We start from the raw sequence: 20,296 nt of genomic DNA on the forward strand, positions 1-20,296 counted from the left end.
ACGGGCCGCCGGGTCCGCGACGGGAGTCGCCGTGGGGTACGACGCGCAGGAGCTCGGGCCGCTGGACCCGCGGCACAAGGCCGTCCCGGTCGACGCCTGGGGGCGCGACGCGCAGGAGGTCGCCGCCGCCCGGCCCGGGCTGGTGCAGCTGCCGACCCCGCTGGTCACCCTCGACGCCGGGGCGCTGGAGGCCAACGTCGCCGCGATGGCCGCCTGGGCGCGCGGGCGGGGCGTCGACCTCGCCCCGCACGGCAAGACGACGATGGCGCCCTCGATCTGGCGCGCCCAGCTGGCCGCCGGCGCCCTCGGCCTGACCGTCGCCACGCCCTGGCAGCTGACGGTGGCGCTGCGCTCGGGGGTGCCGTGGGTGCTGGCCGCCTACCCGCTGCTGGACCCGCAGGTGCTGCGGCTGGTCACCGGCCCGCAGCGCGGCCCCGCGCGCGTGCTGTGCTGGGCCGACGGCGTGGACGTCGTCGCGGCGATGGCCCCGCACGTGAGCGGTGCCGCGCGGCCCGTGGACGTGCTCGTCGAGCTCGGCGCGCCGGGCGGGCGCACCGGGGCGCGCTCGGGCGCGGCCGCGCTCGAGGTCGCCCGCGCCGTGGCCGCCACTCCCGGGCTGCGGCTGGCCGGGGTGGCCGGCTACGAGGGCGCGCTCGCCCACGACGCCGCCCCCGCCAGCCTCACCGTCGTGCGCACCTACCTGTCGGACCTGCGCTCGCTGCACGCCCGGCTGCTGGCCGAGGGCCTCTACCCCGAGCTGCCGGAGGGCATCGTCGTCAGCGCCGGCGGCAGCGCCTACTTCGACGCCGTCGCCGACGTCCTCGGCCCGCTGCACGACCCCGGCGGGCCGGTGCCCGTGCGCGTCGTCGTGCGCGCCGGCGCCTCCGTCGCCCACGACGACGGGTTCTACCGCTCCATCACCCCCATGGCGCGCGGCGCCGCCGGCGAGCTGCGCTCGGCCCTGCACGGGTGGGCGCGGGTCGTCTCCCGCCCCGAACCCGGTCTGGCGCTGGCCGACGCGGGCAAGCGCGACCTGCCCTTCGACGAGGGGCTGCCGGAGGTCCAGGCCGTGCGCCGCGGCGGCGACGGCGACACCGCACCCCTGCAGGGGGCGAGCGTCACCGCGCTCAACGACCAGCACCTGTTCGTGCGCCTGGAGGGCGCGGCGCGCGAGGTGCGCGTCGGCGACGTGCTGCGGCTGGGGCTCTCGCACCCGTGCACGACGTTCGACAAGTGGCAGCTGCTGCCCGTGCTCGACGACGCGCTGGCTCCGCAGCCGGTGCTCGTGGACTGGGTGCGGACGGTGTTCGGGTGAGCGGGTCCCGGGCGGGCGGGGACCGGGCGGGCGAGCCGCTGCTGGTGCGCGGCGCCCTGCTCGTCGACGGCACGGGGGCACCGGCCCGCCGCGCCGACGCGCTCCTGGTGGACGGGCGCGTCGCCGAGCTCGGCGAGGTCACCACGACCGCCGGGGCGCGCGTGCTCGACGCCGGCGGTCTCGTGCTGGCCCCCGGGTTCATCGACATGCACGCCCACTCCGACCTGGCCGTCCTCACCGACCCCGAGCACCTGGCCAAGACCACCCAGGGCGTGACGACCGAGGTCGTCGGCCAGGACGGGCTGAGCTACGCCCCCGTCGACGACGCGGCCCTGGAGGTGCTGCGCGAGCAGCTGGCGGGCTGGAACGGCGTCCCCGACCTGGATTGGTCCTGGCGGAGCGTGGGGGAGTACCTGGACCGCGTCGACGCGGGCGCGGCGGTGAACGTCTGCTACCTCGTGCCGCAGGGCACCGTGCGGATGCTCGCCGTCGGCACCGAGGACCGCCCCGCGAGCGCCGCCGAGCTGGCGCGCATGCGCGAGCTCGTCGACGCGGGGATGCGCGAGGGCGCCTTCGGGATGTCCAGCGGGCTGACCTACGTGCCCGGGATGTACGCGGACACCGACGAGCTCGTGGCGCTGTGCGAGGTGGTCGCCGCGCACGGGGGCTTCTACGCCCCGCACCAGCGCTCCTACGGCCGGGGCGCGCTGGAGGCGTACGCCGAGGTCGTCGAGGTCGCCCGCCGCTCCGGCGCCGCGCTGCACCTGACCCACGCCACGATGAACTTCGCCGTCAACGCCGGCCGCGCCGGGGAGCTGCTCGCCCTCGTCGACGCCGCGCTCGCCGACGGCGTCGACGTCACCCTCGACACCTACCCCTACCTGCCCGGCTCGACGACCCTGGCCGCCGTGCTGCCCGGCTGGGCCTCGGCCGGCGGACCGGCGGCCACGCTGCGGCGGCTGGAGGAACCCGCTGCGCTGCAGCGCATCCGCCACGCGGTCGAGGTCGAGGGCTCCGACGGCTGCCACGGCGTCGTCGCCGACTGGGCGACGCTGGAGGTCTCCGGCGTGCGCCACGCGGAGCTGTCCGGGCTCGTCGGGCGGACGATCGCGCAGATCGCCGCGGACACCGGTGCCGCGCCGTTCGAGGTGTTCACCGACGTGCTGCGCCGCGACCGGCTCGGCACGACGGTCCTGCAGCACGTGGGCCACGAGGAGAACGTGCGCGCCGTCATGACCCACCCCCGCCACTGCGGCGGCAGCGACGGCCTGCTGGTGGGCGCGAAACCCCACCCGCGCGCCTGGGGGACGTTCGCGCACTACCTGGGCCGCTACGTGCGCGAGGAGGGCGTGCTGGGCCTGGAGGAGTGCGTGGCGCACCTGACCTCCCGGCCCGCCCGGCGCCTGGGCCTGACCGACCGCGGCGTCGTGCGCCCCGGCGCCGTCGCCGACCTCGTCCTCTTCGACCCCGCCACGGTCGCCGCCGGGTCCACCTTCGCCGAACCCCGCCGCCAGGCCGTCGGCATCCCGCACGTCCTGCTCGCCGGGACCCCCGTCGTCGCCGACGGCGTGCGCACCGGTGCCGTGCCCGGCCGCGCCCTGCGCCACCGCGGCTGACGTCCCCGGCCCGCGGCGCCCCGGCCGTCGCGACCGCGTCGGCTCCCTTGTCGAACGACAGTCAACGACATATCGTCGATGCATCGAGTGCGGCACGCGGCCGCGCCGGGCGTGGAGGTGGGACGTGAGGGGCGAGGCGTTCGGGGCAGGGTCGTGGGGTCCGCGCGGTGGTCGCCGGCACCACCCCGGCGGGCCGTTCGGGTTCGGCGGGCCGTTCGGGTTCGGCGGGCCGGACTGGCCGTTCGAGGGGCGCGGACCGCGGGGCTCCGGCGGGTTCGGGCGCGGCGGGGGGCGCCGCCCGCGCGGCGACGTGCGGACCGCGGTGCTCGTGCTGCTGGCCGAGGGGCCCAGCAACGGGTACCGGATCATCGGGGAGGTCGCCCGCCGCAGCGACGGGCGGTGGCGGCCGAGCCCCGGCTCGGTCTACCCGACCCTGCAGCAGCTGCAGGACGAGGGGCTCGTGGAGGCGGACGCGCAGGACGCCCGGCGGTTCGCGCTGACCGAGCAGGGGCGCCGCCACGTCGCCGAGGAGCTGGCCGACGTCCCGCCGCCGTGGGAGGCGGCCGAGGACGCCCCCGGCCGCGAGCAGGCGCACGAGCTGCGCCGCCAGCTCGCCGGCATCGCGGCCACCTACCAGCAGATCGCCGTCACCGGCCGCCCGGCCGACCTGCGCCGGGCCGGGGACGTGCTGGAGCAGTGCCGCCGCGACCTGGTCGCCGTCCTGGCCCAGGACCTCAGGGAGACGCCGGAGCCCTGACGCGCGTGCGCGCCACGACGGGCGTGACGGCGTGCACGACCCCGGTGCGCGGCAGCAGCTGCGACAGGGGGGGCCCGCCGGCGCCCAGCAGGTCCAGCCCCAGCGCGCAGTTGGCGACCAGGCGGTGGTCCCCGCCGCCGCGCACAGGCCCGGTGCTGGCCCGCGCGCCGGCGCGGCGGTGGCGCACGTGCTCGGCGATCCAGCCGGGTCCGACGACCACGTCCGGGCTCGTCACCAGCAGCAGCGTGCCCGCCGCCCCGCCCGTCCCCGCCCCGCCCGTCCCGCCGTGCGCCGCGCGGCGGGCCACCTCGGCGGCGGCCGCGTCGATCAGCTGCCCGGCGTCCTCGGCCCGCGGGTGGTGGTCGACGGCGAGGTCGACGCCGTCCACGAGGGCGACCAGCGGCGCCCACGAGGCCAGCAGCCGCTCGAGCGCGGCGGGCGCGGACGTGGCCAGCAGCACGGTCGTGGGGACGCCGCCCGCCGCGGCCTCGTCCGCCGCGGCCACCAGGTGCTCCAGGCAGGCCTCCGCGAGGGGCGTGTCCGCGGGCGGCACCGGCAGCACGACGACGGCGCGGTCCACGCGCACCCGCCACCCCCGTCCGCTCCGTCAGAGCACTCACCGTAGAGAACCTGTCTACTGAGAGTGTGCGCCTCGGGTCAAGATCGGCGCAGCGGAAGCGCCGGGCCTCGCTCGACCCCGCCCTCGCTCGACCCCGTCTTCCCTTGACCCCGACGCTGCGTCAACTCCTACCGTCCTCGGGACCGGTGGGTGCACCGGACGGCAGGAGGGGGCGGGGAGCGTGGAGTGGACGATCTCGGAGGTCGCCCGGGCGGCGGGCACGACGAGCCGCACGCTGCGCCACTACGGCGACGTCGGGCTGCTCGCGCCCAGCCGCACCGGCCCCAACGGCTACCGCTACTACGACGACGCCGCGTTGCGGCGCCTGCAGCGGATCATGCTGCTGCGCGAGCTCGGGATGGGTCTGCCGGCCATCCGCGACGTGCTCGAGGCGCGCACCGACGAGGTGAGCGCGCTGCGCGCCCACCTCGACCTGCTGCGGGCCGAGGCGGCCCGCACGGCACGGCTCGTCGAGTCCGTGCGCACCACCCTGGAGAGGACGCAGCGAGGAGAGGAGCTCGACGTGGAGCAGGTGTTCGACGGCTTCGACCACGGCCGTCACGAGGAGGAGGTCGTGCAGCGCTGGGGGCGCGAGGCGGCCGACGGCGTCCGGCGGGCCTGGGAGTCGCTGGGGGAGCGGGGCCGCGAGGCCCACGCGGCCGAGCACGCCGCGCTCGCGCGGGCGCTGGCCGACGCCGCCGCCCGCGGGGACGACGCGGGTGCACCGCACGTGCAGGAGCTCGTGCGCCGCCACCACGCGTGGGTGTCGCTGTTCTGGACCCCCTCGGCCGAGGCGTACCGCGCCCTGACGCGCGGGTACGTGGACGACGAGCGGTTCCGCGCCGCCTACGACGCCGCCGGCCCCGGCACCGCGCGCTACCTGCACGAGGCCGCGGACGTGTTCGCCGGGCGGTCGCTGAGCTGACGCCCGCGCGTCACCGGCCCGACCACCGCGCGCCGCCGCCGTGTCGGGGGCCGGGTGCAGGCTGGTCGCATGAGCGGAGCGAGCGGTGTCGTGGGCGGCGTGGGGACGGCGGGGGCCGACGGCGCGGTGCAGCGCGTCGGCGCGGCGGAGCTGTCGGGACGCGCGGGCTACGACCCGCTGTTCCTGGCGCCCGGGCCCGCGGTGCCGGTGCCGGTGCCCACCGACGGCACGCCGGTCGTGGTCCTGCCCTACACGCACTTCTCGATCGTCCAGCGCCCCGACCGGCGGCTGGCGGCCGCGACGGTCGTGGCCGTCGACGGCGCGAGCCTGGTCGACGTCCCGCGCTCGGGGGACGCCTGGTTCCTCGACCCGCGCATCGCCCCCGACGAGCAGGCCGGGGCGGAGCTCTACGCGCGCAACGACTTCGACCGCGGGCACCTGGTCCGCCGGCGGGACGCGGGCTGGGGCGCGGACGCGCGGGAGGCGAACGCCGACACGTTCTCCTACGCCAACGCCGCCCCGCAGGCCTCGCGCTTCAACCAGTCCCTGGAGCTGTGGCTGGGGCTGGAGGACCACGTCCTGGACCACGCGCGGCGCTGGGACCAGCGCCTCGTCGTCGTCACCGGGCCGGTGTTCGCCGACGACGACCCCGAGTACCGCGGGGTGCGCATCCCGCGCCGGTTCTACAAGGTGGCCGCGCACCTGCGCGAGCCGGCGGGCGGCGGCGCCCCGCAGCTGGCCAGCACCGGCTTCGTCCTGGACCAGACCCCGCTCGTCGCCGACGTCGTCGGTGCGCCGTCCGCCCAGGAGGTCCCCGAGATCGGGGGGTTCCGCACCTTCCAGGTGCCGGTGGCCGACATCGCGGAGCTGACGGCCCTGGACCTCGGCCCGCTCGTGGCGGCCGACCGGCTGCCGGAGCTGGTGCCCACCCCGGCCGCCATCGAGGGCGGGGTGCCCGCCTGGCGGCCGGTCGGGCGCCCCGCGGACCTGCTGCTCTGACGCGGGGCCGCGCGCCGCACCCGCACGCCGCACCTGCACCGCGGGGACGACGACGGCCCGCGGCCCCGCTGCGCGCGGGACCGCGGGCCGGTCGTCGGGCCGGTCTCGGGCCGGTCAGCCCTTGCGCAGCTGCACGACCGCCCAGGACAGCGGCGGCAGCACGACGGTCGCGGTGCCGTCGGTGACGCTGACGTCCTCCAGCGGGCGCAGGCCGACCTGCTGGTGGTCGCCCGTCGCGTTGGTCGTGTGCCGGTCCTGGCCCTCGGTGGCGGCGAGGACCTTGGCCCCGGCCACGCGGTCCACGCCGAAACCGCGCAGCGCGACGTCCACGGACGCCGGCTCCGACAGGTCGCGGTTGGCCAGGAAGAGGGTGAGGGTCTCCTCGTCCCAGGTGGCCGACGCGTCGACGACGTCGACGCCGCCGAAGTTCGAGCTCTCGTACTTGTCGGACTGCGTGACGACCTGCAGGACGTTCCCGCTCGCCAGGCGGCGGACCTGCTCGAACGGGTGCGCGATGGTCTGCTTCCAGGCGTCCCCGCCCGGCTCGCTGCGCAGCAGGCCGATGACGTTGACGAGCTGGGCCTGGGCCCCGATCGTCACGCGATCGCTGTGGCGCAGCAGCGAGTTCAGCAGGGTGCCGACGACGACGGCGTCGGTGATGGAGTACTCGTCCTCGATGACGCGGGGGGCCACGTCCCACGGCTGCACGCCCTCGGCGTGGTGCGGGCGCGACTGGTACCAGACGTTCCACTCGTCGAAGCTCAGGTTGATCTTCTTGGAGTGCTTCCCCTTGGCGCGCACCGCGTCCGCGGTCGCGACGACCTGCTCGATGAACAGGTCCATGTCGACGGCGGAGGCCAGGAAGTTCCCGACGTCGCCTTCCTTCTCCTCGTAGTACGCGTGGCAGGAGACGTAGTCCACCGCGTGGTAGGCGAGGTCGAGGACGGTCGACTCCCACTCGCCGAACGTCGGCATCGAACGGCTGGAGGAACCCACCGCGACGAGCTCGATGCTCGGGTCGATCGAACGCATCGCCATGCCGGTCTCGGCGGCGAGGCGGCCGTACTCGGCGGCGGTCTTGTGACCGGTCTGCCAGGGGCCGTCGAGCTCGTTGCCCAGGCACCACAGCTTGATGTCGAACGGGTCCTTGCTGCCGTGCGCCTTGCGCAGGTCGGAGAACTTCGTCCCGGAGTCGAGGTTGGTGTACTCCAGCAGGTCGCAGGCCTCCTGCAGGCCGCGGGTGCCGAGGTTCACGGCCATCATCGTCTCGGTGCCGACCTTGCGGGCCCAGGCGTCGAACTCCGCCAGGCCGAACTGGTTGGTCTCCACCGAGCGCCAGGCGCGGTCGATGCGGCGCGGGCGCTCCTCGCGCGGGCCGACGGAGTCCTCCCACTCGAAGCCGGAGACGAAGTTCCCGCCGGGGTAGCGGACGACCGTCGGGCCGATCTCCCTGGTCAGCTCCAGGACGTCGGTCCGCAGGCCGTCCTCGTCCGCGGTGGGGTGGTCGGGCTCGAAGATGCCGGTGTACACGCAGCGGCCCATGTGCTCGACGAACGAGCCGAAGAGGCGGCGTGGGACCGGGCCCACGGTGAAGGCGGGGTCGAGGGCCAGTCGAGCGGTGCGCACGAGGAGTCTCCTGGGGTTCGCGTCACGTCGGTGTGATTGCAACCTTGATTGCAACGTTGGAAGGCAGTCAACGCGAAGTCGGCGACGGCGTCAAGGCGCCGGTGGCAGAATGCGCCGGTGCCCACCTCCCGAGCGACCGTGCGAGCGACGACGCTGCGAGACGTCGCCGAGGCGGCGGGAGTGTCGATCAAGACCGTCTCCAACGTCGTCAACGACCACCCCCACGTGCGCCCGGAGATGCGCGAGCGCGTGCGGGCCGTCATCGAGCGGCTCGACTACCGCCCCAACGGCATCGGCCGTCAGCTGCGCCAGGGGCGCACCGGCCTGGTGGCCCTGGCCCTGCCCAACGTCACCTACCCCTACTACGGCGAGCTGACCTCGGCGCTGGTGACGGCCGCCCGCGCCCGCGGCCTCACGCTGCTGGTGGAGCAGACCGACGCCGACCTGGATCGCGAGCGCGAGGTCGCGGCCGGCTTCCCGGTCCGGATGGTCGACGGGCTGGTCTTCGTCCCGCTCACGATGGACGTGGAGGAGCTCGCGCTGCGCCGCGACCGCACACCGGCGGTCCTCATCGGCGAGCACGGCGAGGGCTCCGGCCTGGACCGGGTCACCATCGACTCCGTGGACATCGGCACCACCGCCACCCAGCACCTGATCGACGCGGGCCGCCGGCGCATCGCCTTCCTCGGCGACAAGTCCACCCACCGCTCCCCGGTCGTCGCCCAGCGCGCCACCGGGTACCGCACCGCCCTGGAGCGCAACGGCCTCGACGTCGACCCCGGCCTGCTGTGGCCGCTGCCGGAGTGGGAGCGCCGGTACGGCTTCGAGGGCGCCACGGCCCTGCTGCGGGCCCGTCCGGACGTGGACGCGATCTTCGCCGCCAACGACCTCGTCGCCTTCGGGGCCCTGCACGCGCTGCGCCTGTCGGGGCGCCGGGTGCCCGAGGACGTGGCGGTCGTCGGCGTCGACGACGTCGAGGACGCGAAGTTCGCCGCGCCGACGCTGACCTCCATCGCCCTGGACCGCTCCGAGATGGCCGACCTCGCGCTCGGGCTGCTGGCCGACCGCCTCGCCGGCTCCGACGCCCCGCCCCGGCTGCTGTCGGTCAAGGGCGAGCTCGTCGTGCGGGAGAGCACCGGCGGCTGACCCGACCCGGGCGGCGCCGACGGCGCCGGGCCGCCCGGTGGGTCCGGCGGGCCGCCGGTGGCGCGGGCTGGCAGCATCGCGCCCGTGCGCGCCGTGCAGATCACCCGGACCGGGGGACCGGAGGTCCTCGCCGTCGTCGAGCTGGCCGACCCGCGCCCCGGGCCGGGGCAGGTCCTCGTGGCCGTCGAGGCCGCGGGCGTCAACTACATCGACACCTACCGCCGCAGCGGGGTCTACCCGCTGCAGCTGCCCGCCGTCCTCGGCGGCGAGGGCGCCGGGCGGGTGCTCTCGCTCGGCGAGGGCGTCGAGGGCTTCGCGCGGGGGCAGCTCGTGGCGTGGAAGGAGGCCCCCGGCAGCTACGCCGAGCAGGTCCTCGTCGACGCCGCGGAGCTGGTGCCCGTGCCGGCGGGGGTCGACGCCACCACGGCCGCCGCCGTCATGCTCCAGGGGCTGACCGCGCACTACCTGTGCACCGACACCCACCGGGTCACCGACGGCACCTGGGCGCTGGTGCACGCCGGCGCCGGCGGGGTCGGGCTGCTGCTGACGCAGATGGTGAAGCTGCGCGGCGGGCGCGTCCTGGCCACCACGAGCACCGAGGACAAGGCCGAGCTCAGCCGTGCCGCGGGCGCCGACGCGGTGGTCCGCTACGCCGAGGCCACCCGCACCGCCCGCGAGCTCACCGGCGGGCGCGGTGTCGACGTCGTCTACGACGGCGTCGGCAGGGACACCTTCGACGCCGGCCTGGAGGCGCTGCGCCCGCGCGGGCTCATGGTGCTCTTCGGCGGCTCCAGCGGGCAGGTGCCGCCCTTCGACGTGCAGCGGCTCAACGCCGCGGGCTCGCTGTTCCTCACCCGCCCCACGCTGGGCTCCTACACCCTCACGCGCGCCGAGCTGCTCTCGCGCACCGAGGAGGTCTTCGGCTGGATCGCCGCCGGCCGCCTCGACGTGCGGATCGGGCGCACCTACCCGCTGGAGCGGGCGCGCACCGCGCACGAGGACCTGCAGGGCCGGCGCAGCACCGGGAAGCTGCTGCTGCTGCCCTGAGCGCGGCCCGGGCGACGGCTCAGACCTCGCCGCCCAGGACGCAGAACTCGTTGCCCTCCGGGTCGGCCAGCACCGTCCACGGCACCCGGTCGCCCTGTCCGACGTCGGCGTGGCGGGCGCCGGTGCGCAGGGCCTCGGCGATGACGTGCTCGCGCCCGCGCCCGCCCCGGCGGGCCCGCACGTCCAGGTGCCAGCGGTTCTTGCCGACGTGCGGGTGGGGGCTGCGCACGAACTCCAGGTGGGGACCGGTGTCCCCGTGCCGCAGCGCCTGCACCTCGGGGGAGGAGCGCACGTGCCGCCAGCCGGACAGCGGTGCCCAGAAGTTCGCCAGCGCGAGCGGGTCGAGCGCCTGGCAGACGACGGCGGCCACCGATCCGCAGCCGTCGTACTCCGGCCGCGGGTCCAGCACGCACAGCTCGTTGCCCTCCGGGTCGGCCAGCACCGTCCACGGGACCTCGCCCTGGCCGACGTCGGCGGGGCGCGCACCCAGGTCGAGCAGGTGCTCCACCGTCCGGCGCTGCTCGGCGGGGGAGGAGGTGTCCAGGTCCAGGTGGATCCGGTTCGGCCCCGTCTTCACGTCGTCCACGGGCACGAAGACCAGCCCGAGACCGGGTTCGCCCTCGGGCGGGTCCACGTCGACCTCGTCGTCGTCGACGTGGCCGATCCGCCAGGACAGCGCCTGCGCCCACCAGTGCGCCAGCCGCCCGGGGTCGGCGGCGTCGACGACGACGTCGACGAGCAGGCTGTCGCTCAGCGCCGCGCTCCTCTCAGCGGTGGTGCGTCACTGACCGCGGCCGGTCTCGCGCTGCAGCTCGTCGATGAGCTCGGAGGCGCGCGCCTTGTCGAGGTCGTCGGGCAGCTCGCGGCCGGCCTCGCGGGCCAGCGTCTGCAGGTAGCTGCGCTGCGGGCCCGTCATGGGCTCGTCGCCGGTGACCCACGTCTCGGGGTCCTTCTCGGCGTTCTGGGTGGGGTCCGGGGTCTCGTTCTCGCTCACGGGGGCGACGCTACGGCGAGGCTCCGACACGTGCCCGCCGAAGCGGCCCCGGCCCGCCGGCGGCCCGGCCGCCCGCCCCGCCCGCTCGCCCTAGGATCGGGGCATGACCCACGTCCTGTCCGCGGTGGCCTGGCCCTACGCCAACGGCCCCCGCCACATCGGCCACGTCGCCGGCTTCGGCGTCCCCTCCGACGTGTTCAGCCGGTACATGCGGATGGCGGGTCACGACGTCCTCATGGTCTCCGGCACCGACGAGCACGGCACGCCCATCCTCGTGCAGGCCGAGCAGGAGGGGGTCAGCCCCCAGGAGCTCGCGGACCGCTACAACCGCGTCATCGCCGAGGACCTGCAGGGCCTGGGGCTGTCCTACGACCTCTTCACCCGCACCACCACGCGCAACCACTACTCCGTGGTGCAGGAGGTGTTCCGCAGCGTGCACCGCAACGGGTACATGGTGGCCAGGAAGGGCATGGGCGCCATCTCGCCCTCCACGGGCCGCACGCTGCCGGACCGCTACGTCGAGGGCACCTGCCCGATCTGCGGCTTCGACGGCGCCCGCGGCGACCAGTGCGACAACTGCGGCAACCAGCTGGACGCCATCGAGCTGAAGAACCCGCGCAGCCGCATCGACGGCGAGGTCCCGGTCTTCGTCGAGACCGAGCACTTCTACCTCGACCTGCCGGCGGTCGCCGACGCCCTGGGCTCCTGGCTGCAGACGCGCGCGCAGACGGGCCGCTGGCGCCCCAACGTGCTGAAGTTCTCGCAGAACCTGCTGGAGGACATGAAGCCGCGGGCCATGACCCGCGACATCGACTGGGGCATCCCCGTCCCGCTGGCCGGCTGGGAGGACAACCCCGCCAAGCGGCTGTACGTGTGGTTCGACGCCGTCGTCGGGTACCTGTCGGCCTCGGTGGAGTGGGCGCGCCGCTCCGGCGACGACGACGCGTGGCGGGCCTGGTGGACCGACCCGTCGGCGGAGTCGTACTACTTCATGGGCAAGGACAACATCACCTTCCACTCCCAGATCTGGCCCGCGGAGCTGCTGGCCCACGACGGCCGCGGCGCGCGCGGCGGGCAGCCGGGGCCGCTGGGGAACCTCAACCTGCCCACCGAGGTCGTCGCCAGCGAGTTCCTCACCATGGAGGGCAAGCAGTTCTCCTCCAGCCGCGGCGTCGTCATCTACGTCCGCGACGTGCTGGCCCGCTACCAGCCGGACGCGCTGCGCTACTTCATCTCCGCCGCCGGCCCGGAGAACAACGACTCCGACTTCACCTGGCAGGAGTTCGCCACCCGCACCACCAGCGAGCTCGTCGCCGGCTGGGGCAACCTCGTCAACCGGACGGCCTCGCTCATCGCCAAGAACGTCGGGCGGATCCCCCCCGCCGGGGAGCTCACCGACGCCGACCGGGCGCTGCTGGGCACCACCCGCGCCGGCTTCGCGGCCGTGGGCGAGCTCATCGAGCACCACCGCCAGCGCGCCGGGCTGGGGGAGGCCATGCGCGTGGTCGGCGAGGTCAACAAGTACCTCACCGAGCAGGAGCCCTGGAAGCTGAAGAACTCCGACCCCGAGCGCATGCGCACCGTGCTGCACGTGACCGCCCAGGCCGTCTCCGACTGCCGCACGCTGCTCTCGCCGTACCTGCCGCACTCGGCGCAGCAGGTCCACGAGGCCCTCGGCGGCACCGGCACCGTCTCCCCGCTGCCGCAGCTGCGCGAGGTGACCGACCTCGACGACGCCTCCCGCTCCTACCCCGTCCTCACCGGCGACTACCGGCGCGGCACGGGCGAGGGCGCGACGCTGCCCGCGTGGGGCCCGGCGCCGATCGTGCCGGGCACCCCGGTGGCCGCGCCCACGCCGATCTTCACCAAGCTCGACGTCGCGGCCGTCGTCGAGGAGGAACTGGCACGGCTGCAGCGGTGAGCCCGCGCGACACCTCCCGGCCGCCGGCACCGCCCCCGTTGGCGGTCCCCGTGGCCGACAACCACACCCACCTGGACGGCGAGTCCTCGCCCGCCGAGGTCGCCGCGCTGCTCGCGGCGGCCTCGGCGGCCGGCGTCCCGCGCTCGGTGCAGATCGGCTGCGACCTGCCGGCGGCGCGGTGGACGGTCGAGGCCGTCGAGCGGCACCCGCAGCTGCTGGGCGGCGTGGCGATCCACCCCAACGAGGCGCCCCTGCTGGCCGAGCGCGGCGAGCTGGACGCGGCGCTGGCGGAGATCCGCGCCCTCGCCGCCCACCCGCGGATCCGGGTCGTGGGGGAGACGGGCCTGGACACCTTCCGCACCGGTCCCGAGGGCCGCGCCGTGCAGGAGCTCTCCTTCCGCGCGCACATCGCGATGGCCAAGGAGCTGGGCCTGGCGCTGCAGATCCACGACCGCGACGCGCACGAGGACGTCCTGCGCGTCCTGGCCGAGGAGGGGGCGCCGGAGCGCACGGTGTTCCACTGCTTCTCCGGCGACGCGGCGATGGCCCGCACCTGCGCCGACGCCGGGTACTACCTCTCCTTCGCGGGGACGGTGACGTTCAAGAACGCCGAGCCCCTGCGCGAGGCGCTGCGCGCGGCGCCTCGCGACCGCCTCCTGGTCGAGACCGACGCGCCCTACCTCACCCCGGTCCCGCACCGCGGGCGGCCCAACGCGGGCTACCTCGTCCCGCTCACGGTGCGCTCGATGGCGGCCACGCTCGGCGCCGACCTCGACGAGCTGTGCGGGCAGCTGGCCGCCACCGCGGAAGCGGTCTACGGCCCCTGGTGACGGCCCCCGGTGACGGGCCCCGGTGACGGACCCCGGTGACGGGTCCCGGCGCCCTCCGCCCGCGCGCGGGACCAGCTCCAGGGATCACGGCGACTTGTCGAAGAAGTCTCGGAGCGGTTACGGTCCGCTCCTGTCGGCCGGATCGAGACGGCCGGGTCGCGCGGCCGACGTGGGGACGGGGGTCCCTCCTCGACGGCCTGACCCGGAGCTCGTGCCCGGGCACATCGTCGAAGGACCTCCTCGTGCAGTTGCGCCAGCTCGTCTCCCGCACCGTCGGCAAGACCTCCAGGACCGTGCGGATCGCCGCGGGAGGCAGCGCTCTGGTCGTCGTCGTCGGCGGCACCGCGGCCTTCACCGCCCTCGACAAGGACGTCGTCCTGGACGCCGACGGGCGCACGAGCGAGGTGAGCACCTTCGGCGGCACCGTCGCCGACGTGCTCGAGGCGCAGGGCGTCGTCCTGGGCGCGCACGACGTCGTGGCCCCCGCGCCGGACACGGAGGTCACCGACGGGCAGACCATCGTCGTCCGCTACGGCCGCCAGCTCTCCCTCACCCTCGACGGCGAGCAGCGGACCTACTGGACCACCGCCCGCACCGTCGACGAGGCGCTGGCCGACCTGGACGTGCGCGCCGACGGCGCCAAGCTGTCCGCCTCCCGCTCCGAGCCGCTGGGCCGCGCGGGCCTGGCCCTGGACGTCGTGACGCCCAAGCAGGCCGCCGTCGTCCACGACGGCCAGCAGCAGCAGCTGACCACCACCGCCACCGACGTCGCGGGCCTGCTCGCCGAGTCCGGCGTCCTCGTCCGCCCGGGCGACGAGGTCTCCGCCCTGCCGGAGACGCGCATCACCCCCGGCTTCCAGCTCTACGTCGTGCGCGTGGACCGCTCCACCTCCACCGAGGTCGTGGCGATCCCGCACGGCAGCCGCACCGAGCAGACCGACCGGCTCTTCACCGGCGAGCGCGAGGTCGTCACCGCGGGCGTGGACGGCTCCAAGACGCTCAGCTTCGCCGACGTCTTCCGCGACGGCGTGCGCACCCAGCACGACCTCACCGGTGAGGTCGTCGACGCCGCCCCCGTGGAGGAGGTCGTGCAGGTGGGCACCAAGCCCAAGCCCGCCCCCGCCCCCGCTCCGGCGCCCGCCGAGAGCTCCGGCGGCTCCGGCGGCGGGTCCGTCAGCGGCGCCGACGGGCTGAACTGGGCCGCCCTGGCCCGGTGCGAGTCCGGCGGGAACCCGAGCATCGTCTCCAGCAGCGGCAAGTACCACGGCCTGTACCAGTTCAGCGTCTCCACCTGGAGGGCCGTCGGCGGCAGCGGGCTGCCCAGCCAGGCCTCCGCCGAGGAGCAGACCCACCGCGCCAAGCTGCTGTACCAGCGCGCCGGTGCCGGACAATGGCCCGTGTGCGGCAAGAAGCTCTGAGCTCCCTCCTGACGGCCAGGGACGTCCGGGACCTGGCGACCCGGCTCGGCGTGCGGCCGACGAAGACCCTCGGGCAGAACTTCGTCGTCGACGCCAACACCGTCCGGCGCATCGTGCGCCTGGCCGACCTCGACCGCGACGACGTCGTGGTCGAGGTCGGCCCCGGCCTGGGCTCGCTGACCCTGGCGCTGCTGGAGGTCGCCGACCGGGTCGTCGCCGTCGAGATCGACCCCGTCCTGGCCGCCGAGCTGCCCACCACCGTGGGGGCCCGCGCGCGGGCCGGGACCTCCTTCGACGTCGTCCTCGCCGACGCCGTGGCCGTCGAGCAGCTGCCCGGGCCGGCGCCGACGGCCCTGGTCGCGAACCTGCCCTACAACGTCGCGGTGCCCGTGCTGCTGTCGATGCTGGCGCGCTTCGGCACCCTGCGCCACGGCCTGGTCATGGTGCAGTCCGAGGTCGCCGACCGCCTCGTGGCACCGCCCGGCAGCCGCACCTACGGCGTGCCCAGCGTCAAGACCGCCTGGTACGCCGAGGCCCGCCGTGCCGGGTCCGTGCCCCCGCCGGTGTTCTGGCCCGTGCCGCGGGTCGACTCCGGCCTGGTCGCCTTCACCTGCCGGCGGCCCCCGTCGACCTCGGCCACCCGCGAGGAGGTGTTCGCCGTCGTCGACGCCGCCTTCGCCCAGCGCCGCAAGACGCTGCGGGCCGCCCTCGCCGGCTGGGCGGGCTCGGCCGCCGCGGCGGAGCAGGCCCTGCGCGCCGCGGGCGTCGACCCGTCCGCGCGCGGCGAGCAGCTCGGCGTCGAGGACTTCGCCCGCATCGCCGAGGCCGGTCCGGCCGCACCCCGCCCGCCGGCCTGAGCCGGGCGGTCGCGAGCGCACCGGGCCCCCGTCACCCTCACGCAGGGGGAGGGTCGTCGTCGCGGCGGCACCGCCCCGGCTACGGTGGCAGTGGTGACGCACCGTGGGGCGTCGTCAGCGAGGAGCGAGGACGTGGTCGACGGAGTCGACGAGGTGGGCGGGCTCGACGAGGCCGACCGGGCCGGTGGGGCGGGCGGGGCCGGTGCGCCCGAGGGGCGGATCGCCGTGCTCATCCCGGCGTACCAGGCCTCCGCCACCCTCCCCGAGACGCTGCGCAGCCTGCAGGCCCAGACGCGCGGGGACTGGATCGCCGTCGTCGTCGACGACGGCTCCACGGACGGCACCGGCGCCGTGGCCGAGCAGCTCGGCGACCCGCGCATCAGCGTGGTGCGCCGCCCCAACGGGGGCATCGCGGCCGCCCGCAACACCGGCCTGGACAACCTGCCGCCCTCCGCGCGCTTCGTCACCTTCCTCGACGCCGACGACGTCCTGCTCCCGCACGCGCTGGCCGCGCTGACCGCCGCGCTGGAGGCGAACCCCTCCGTCGAGTTCGTGCACGCCCTCGCCGAGACCGTCGACTTCCGCGGGGAGCTGCTCGACGAGGGCGGCTGGCCCGACTTCATGCGCCGGCGCTGGGGCCTGGAGGGCCGGCGCTTCGTGCCGCTGCCGGTGCACGCGCCCACCACCCTGGACAGCGTGCTGCACGACTGGCGCGGCTACCCGCCCGCCGTCTGGCTCATCCGGCGCAGCGCGGTCGACGCCGTCGGCCGCTTCGACGGGTCGATCCCGATGTGCGACGACTGGGACTACGTGCGCCGCCTGGCCCGGCGGCAGCCGCTGCTGCTGCTCGACGAGGTCGTCGCCCACTACCGCCGCCACGAGCGCAACGCCACCAACGACGGCGACGCCGCCCGCGTCGGCGCGCGCGCCTTCTACCGCAAGGCGCTGCACGACCCGGAGGACGACCCGCGCTCGCGCGCCACGGCCCGCCGGGCCTGGCGCGCCCTGCAGGTCGAGGCCGGCGCCGCCGCGGCGCGCCGCGTGCCCGCCGCCCTGCGCGAGCGCCGCCCGGCCGCCGCCGGGCGCGACGTCGCCGCCGTCGGGGTGCACCTGGCGCGGTGGCTGCGGGGGTCGACCTTCAGCGCGCCGCGGCGCTGAGCCCCGCCGGGTCGGCGTCCGGCCCGGCGGTCCGGGACGCCCGCGGGTGCGCCTAGGGTCTGACGTCGTGGTGCCTCTTCCCGACGCGCAGGTCACCGTGCGCGCTCCCGCCAAGGTCAACCTCCTGCTGGAGGTCGGCCCCCGCCGCGACGACGGGTTCCACGACCTCGTGACGGTCTTCCAGGCCCTCTCGCTCTACGAGGAGGTCACGGCCGCGCCCGCCGAGGAGTTCTCGGTCACCGTCGAGGGCGTGGACGGCACCGACGTCGCGGACGTGCCCCTGGACGGCGCGAACCTCGCGCTGCGCGCCGCCCGGCTGCTCGCCGAGCGCGGCGGCGTCGACGAGGCCGTCGCGCTGCACGTGCGCAAGGGCGTCCCCGTCGCCGGCGGGATGGCGGGCGGCTCGGCCGACGCCGCCGCGGCCCTGGTCGCCTGCGACGCCCTGTGGGGCCTGCACGCCGGTCTGGACGCGCTCGCCGAGCTGGGCGCCGAGCTGGGCTCGGACGTGCCCTTCGGCCTGCACGGGCGCACCGCCGTCGGCACCGGCCGCGGCACCGAGCTGGCGCCCGTGCTCACCGAGGCGGCGTTCTCCTGGGTGCTCGTGCCGGGCGTGCGCGGCCTGCCCACGCCCGCGGTGTACGCCGAGTGCGACCGGCTGCGCGCGGCGGGGCTGGCGCCCGCGCCCACGGCCCAGGCCGGCGACGAGGGCCGGTTGCGGGCCGTCGAGGCCGCCCTGCGCTCCGGCGACCCCGCGCAGCTGGGCGCTGCGCTCTCCAACGACCTGCAGGCCGCCGCCTGCTCCCTGGCCCCCGAGCTGACCGGCACCCTCGCCGCGGGCGCCGCGGCCGGGGCCCTGGCCGGGATCGTCTCCGGGTCCGGGCCGACGGTGGCGCTGCTGGCCGCCTCCGCCGCCGAGGCGGACCGGATCGCCGGTGAGCTCGCCGGGCAGCTCGCCGGGCAGCTCGCCGGCGGAGCCCGCGTCCGCACCGCCACCGGCCCCGTGCCGGGCGCCCGGGTGCTGGAGGCGGTCGCCGTCCCCGTCCGCCACCGCGACGGGGGGGTGCGCTGATGGCCAACCTCGTCAGCGCCGAGGCGCTCACGGTCGTCCACGGCTCGCGCACGCTGCTCGACGGCGTCTCCCTCGGCGTCTCCGAGGGGGACCGCATCGGCGTCGTCGGCCGCAACGGCGACGGCAAGTCGACCCTGCTGCGGCTGCTGACCCGCGCGCAGGAGGCGGACGCCGGGCGGGTCACCCACACCGGCGGCCTGCGGCTGGGGATGCTCTCGCAGGGCGACGCGCTGGCGCCGGGCGCCAGCGTGCGCGAGGCCGTGCTCGGCGACCAGCCCGCCCACGCGTGGGCCTCGCAGTCGCGCGTGCGCGACGTCGTCGCGGGCCTGCTCGGCGACCTGGACGCCTCCGACGTCGGCGGGCTGGACGCCCTGGTCTCCACGCTCTCCGGCGGCCAGCGCCGCCGGGTCGCGCTGGCCGCGCTGCTCGCCGGCGACCACGACCTCGTGGTCCTGGACGAGCCCACCAACCACCTCGACGTCGAGGGCGTGGCCTGGCTGGCCGAGCACCTGCGCTCGCGCTGGCCCGCGGGCTCCGGCGCGCTGCTCGTCGTCACCCACGACCGCTGGTTCCTCGACGCCGTCTGCGAGCGCGTGTGGGAGGTGCACGACGGGGTCGTCGACCCCTACGACGGCGGGTACGCGGCGTACGTGCTGACCCGCGCCGAGCGCGCCCGCGTCGCCGCGGTCACCGAGGAGCGCCGGCAGAACCTGCTGCGCAAGGAGCTCGCCTGGCTGCGCCGCGGCGCTCCGGCGCGCACCAGCAAGCCGCGCTTCCGCATCGACGCCGCCAACGCCCTCATCGAGGACGTGCCGCCGCTGCGCGACTCGGTGGAGCTGGCCAAGATGGCGACCACCCGGCTGGGCAAGGACGTCGTCGACCTCGAGGACGTCACGCTGGGCTTCGGCGGCAAGCTGCTGCTGGACCGGGTGACATGGCGCCTGGGCCCGGGCGAGCGCATCGGGGTCGTCGGGGTCAACGGCGCGGGCAAGTCCTCGGTGCTGGGGCTGGTGAACGGCACCGTGCGCCCGGACGCCGGCCGCGTCCGGCGCGGCAGCACCGTGGTGGTGGCGACCCTGTCGCAGGAGGTCCGCGAGCTCGACGAGGTCGGCGGGCTGCGCGCCCTGGAGGCCGTCGAGAAGGTCGCCGGGCACGTGCGCCTGGGCGACCGGGACGTCCCGGCCGGGCAGCTGTTGGAGCGGCTGGGCTTCACCGCCCAGCGGGCCTGGACGCGGGTGGACGACCTGTCCGGCGGCGAGCGCCGCCGGCTGCAGCTGCTACGGCTGCTGATGGGCGAGCCGAACGTGCTGCTGCTGGACGAGCCGACCAACGACCTCGACACCGACACCCTGGCCGCCGTGGAGGACCTGCTCGACGGCTGGCCGGGCACCCTGGTCGTCGTCAGCCACGACCGCTACCTGCTCGAGCGCATCACCGACCGGCAGGTCGCGCTGCTGGGCGACGGCACCGTGCGCGACCTGCCGGGGGGCGTGGAGGAGTACCTGCAGCGGCGCGCGCAGGCGCGGGCGGCGCACCACGGCGCCCGGGCCGCGGCGGGTGCGGCCGCCGCGTCCGCCGCCGCGGGCACGGCGGCGGACGGGGCCGCCGTGCGGGCCGCCCGCAAGGAGATGGCCCGGGTGGAGCGGCAGCTGGAGAAGCTGGCCCGCCGCGAGGCGCAGCTGCACGAGCAGCTGGCCGCGCAGGCCACCGACCCGGTCGCGGTGACGGCGCTGGACGCGCAGCTGCAGGAGCTGCTCGCCGAGCGCGCGCAGCTGGAGGAGACCTGGCTGGAGGCCTCCGAGCTCGTGGAGTGAGCGATCAGCGCTTTGATCACTGTCTGTCGCTGACTGTGCTCATTGCGTCGAACGGGTGACGCTGATCGGGGGGATCATGCCCTTCGATCGTCACCGGGACTGCCACCCCTTGCGTCGTTCGGGTGGCTTTCCCCTACTCTGAGCCACGCACCGCCCGGTCTCCACGTGGGGGCGTTCGACCGGGG

Annotated in this window: 18 protein-coding genes; 14 read left to right on the forward strand and 4 right to left on the reverse strand. The window is 76.1% G+C overall.

Going from position 1 to position 20,296, the window contains the following annotated elements; translation table 11 throughout:
• Window positions 1-31 precede the first annotated feature (31 nt).
• From ACRYM2_RS09705 to ACRYM2_RS09715, 3 genes are all read left to right on the forward strand, one after another.
• Window positions 32-1,315, forward strand: coding sequence for an alanine racemase (locus ACRYM2_RS09705; RefSeq protein ID WP_432521812.1), 1,284 nt, complete (start codon window positions 32-34; stop codon window positions 1,313-1,315).
• On the forward strand, window positions 1,312-2,931 hold the full coding sequence (locus ACRYM2_RS09710; protein WP_432521814.1) for an N-acyl-D-amino-acid deacylase family protein: 1,620 nt from the start codon (window positions 1,312-1,314) through the stop codon (window positions 2,929-2,931). Before ACRYM2_RS09705 ends, ACRYM2_RS09710 begins: the two co-directional genes overlap by 4 nt.
• Window positions 2,932-3,055: 124 nt before the next feature.
• Window positions 3,056-3,688: a PadR family transcriptional regulator gene (locus ACRYM2_RS09715; protein WP_432521816.1), complete on the forward strand. Its 633-nt coding sequence runs from the start codon at window positions 3,056-3,058 to the stop codon at window positions 3,686-3,688.
• On the opposite strand, the gene ACRYM2_RS09720 is transcribed toward ACRYM2_RS09715, so the two are convergent.
• Window positions 3,666-4,274, reverse strand: a complete 609-nt coding sequence (locus tag ACRYM2_RS09720) for a hypothetical protein (protein WP_432521818.1) — start codon at window positions 4,272-4,274, stop codon at window positions 3,666-3,668. The two genes, ACRYM2_RS09715 and ACRYM2_RS09720, sit on opposite strands and share 23 nt — an antisense overlap.
• A gap of 214 nt (window positions 4,275-4,488) precedes the next feature.
• On the opposite strand from ACRYM2_RS09720, the gene ACRYM2_RS09725 reads away from it, so the two are divergent.
• Both ACRYM2_RS09725 and ACRYM2_RS09730 read left to right on the forward strand, forming a co-directional pair.
• Window positions 4,489-5,232, forward strand: coding sequence for a MerR family transcriptional regulator (locus ACRYM2_RS09725; RefSeq protein WP_432521820.1), 744 nt, complete (start codon window positions 4,489-4,491; stop codon window positions 5,230-5,232).
• Window positions 5,233-5,301: 69 nt separating this feature from the next.
• Window positions 5,302-6,231, forward strand: a complete 930-nt coding sequence (locus ACRYM2_RS09730) for a DNA/RNA non-specific endonuclease (protein WP_432521822.1) — start codon at window positions 5,302-5,304, stop codon at window positions 6,229-6,231.
• Window positions 6,232-6,345: 114 nt separating this feature from the next.
• Here the strand turns inward: ACRYM2_RS09730 and arfA are convergent, their stop codons facing one another.
• On the reverse strand, window positions 6,346-7,857 hold the full coding sequence (gene arfA, locus ACRYM2_RS09735) for an arabinosylfuranosidase ArfA (RefSeq protein WP_432521823.1): 1,512 nt from the start codon (window positions 7,855-7,857) through the stop codon (window positions 6,346-6,348).
• Between the two features lie 117 nt (window positions 7,858-7,974).
• Here arfA and ACRYM2_RS09740 point away from each other — a divergent pair, with 117 nt between their 5' ends.
• Complete coding sequence (locus ACRYM2_RS09740) at window positions 7,975-9,003, forward strand: LacI family DNA-binding transcriptional regulator (RefSeq protein ID WP_432521825.1); 1,029 nt, start codon at window positions 7,975-7,977, stop codon at window positions 9,001-9,003.
• 84 nt (window positions 9,004-9,087) lie between these two features.
• On the forward strand, window positions 9,088-10,050 hold the full coding sequence (locus ACRYM2_RS09745) for a quinone oxidoreductase family protein (RefSeq protein WP_432521827.1): 963 nt from the start codon (window positions 9,088-9,090) through the stop codon (window positions 10,048-10,050).
• Window positions 10,051-10,069: 19 nt separating this feature from the next.
• Here the strand turns inward: ACRYM2_RS09745 and ACRYM2_RS09750 are convergent, their stop codons facing one another.
• Together ACRYM2_RS09750 and ACRYM2_RS09755 are read right to left on the reverse strand one after the other, a co-directional pair.
• The gene (locus tag ACRYM2_RS09750) at window positions 10,070-10,804 is read right to left on the reverse strand and encodes a VOC family protein (RefSeq protein WP_432521852.1); all 735 of its coding nucleotides are present in this window, start codon (window positions 10,802-10,804) and stop codon (window positions 10,070-10,072) included.
• Between the two features lie 27 nt (window positions 10,805-10,831).
• A complete protein-coding gene (locus ACRYM2_RS09755; protein WP_166617276.1) occupies window positions 10,832-11,044 on the reverse strand; it encodes a DUF3072 domain-containing protein in 213 nt (70 codons plus the stop codon).
• A gap of 103 nt (window positions 11,045-11,147) precedes the next feature.
• Between ACRYM2_RS09755 and metG the strand changes: the two genes are divergently transcribed.
• The 7 genes from metG (at window position 11,148) to ACRYM2_RS09790 (ending at window position 20,111) form a co-directional block, all read left to right on the forward strand.
• On the forward strand, window positions 11,148-12,965 hold the full coding sequence (gene metG, locus ACRYM2_RS09760) for a methionine--tRNA ligase (protein WP_432521829.1): 1,818 nt from the start codon (window positions 11,148-11,150) through the stop codon (window positions 12,963-12,965).
• Window positions 12,962-13,795 carry a TatD family hydrolase gene (locus ACRYM2_RS09765; RefSeq protein ID WP_432521831.1) on the forward strand — a complete coding sequence of 278 codons (834 nt, stop codon included), beginning with the start codon at window positions 12,962-12,964 and terminating at the stop codon, window positions 13,793-13,795. The genes metG and ACRYM2_RS09765 overlap by 4 nt, the downstream gene beginning before the upstream one ends.
• A gap of 242 nt (window positions 13,796-14,037) precedes the next feature.
• Entirely contained in the window at window positions 14,038-15,213 is a 1,176-nt protein-coding gene (locus ACRYM2_RS09770) for a resuscitation-promoting factor (RefSeq protein ID WP_432521833.1), read from the forward strand.
• Window positions 15,186-16,070 (forward strand): 16S rRNA (adenine(1518)-N(6)/adenine(1519)-N(6))-dimethyltransferase RsmA, encoded by an 885-nt coding sequence (rsmA, locus tag ACRYM2_RS09775; protein ID WP_432521835.1) that lies wholly within the window; start codon window positions 15,186-15,188, stop codon window positions 16,068-16,070. The genes ACRYM2_RS09770 and rsmA overlap by 28 nt, the downstream gene beginning before the upstream one ends.
• Window positions 16,071-16,202: 132 nt before the next feature.
• Entirely contained in the window at window positions 16,203-17,228 is a 1,026-nt protein-coding gene (locus ACRYM2_RS09780; protein ID WP_432521838.1) for a glycosyltransferase family 2 protein, read from the forward strand.
• A 67-nt stretch (window positions 17,229-17,295) separates the two neighbouring features.
• Entirely contained in the window at window positions 17,296-18,297 is a 1,002-nt protein-coding gene (locus ACRYM2_RS09785) for a 4-(cytidine 5'-diphospho)-2-C-methyl-D-erythritol kinase (protein ID WP_432521840.1), read from the forward strand.
• Window positions 18,297-20,111 (forward strand): ABC-F family ATP-binding cassette domain-containing protein, encoded by a 1,815-nt coding sequence (locus ACRYM2_RS09790; RefSeq protein WP_432521842.1) that lies wholly within the window; start codon window positions 18,297-18,299, stop codon window positions 20,109-20,111. Before ACRYM2_RS09785 ends, ACRYM2_RS09790 begins: the two co-directional genes overlap by 1 nt.
• Window positions 20,112-20,296: the final 185 nt, after the last annotated feature.

The organism is Kineococcus aridisoli (assembly GCF_050871885.1).
Taxonomy (GTDB): Bacteria; Actinomycetota; Actinomycetes; order Actinomycetales; family Kineococcaceae; genus Kineococcus.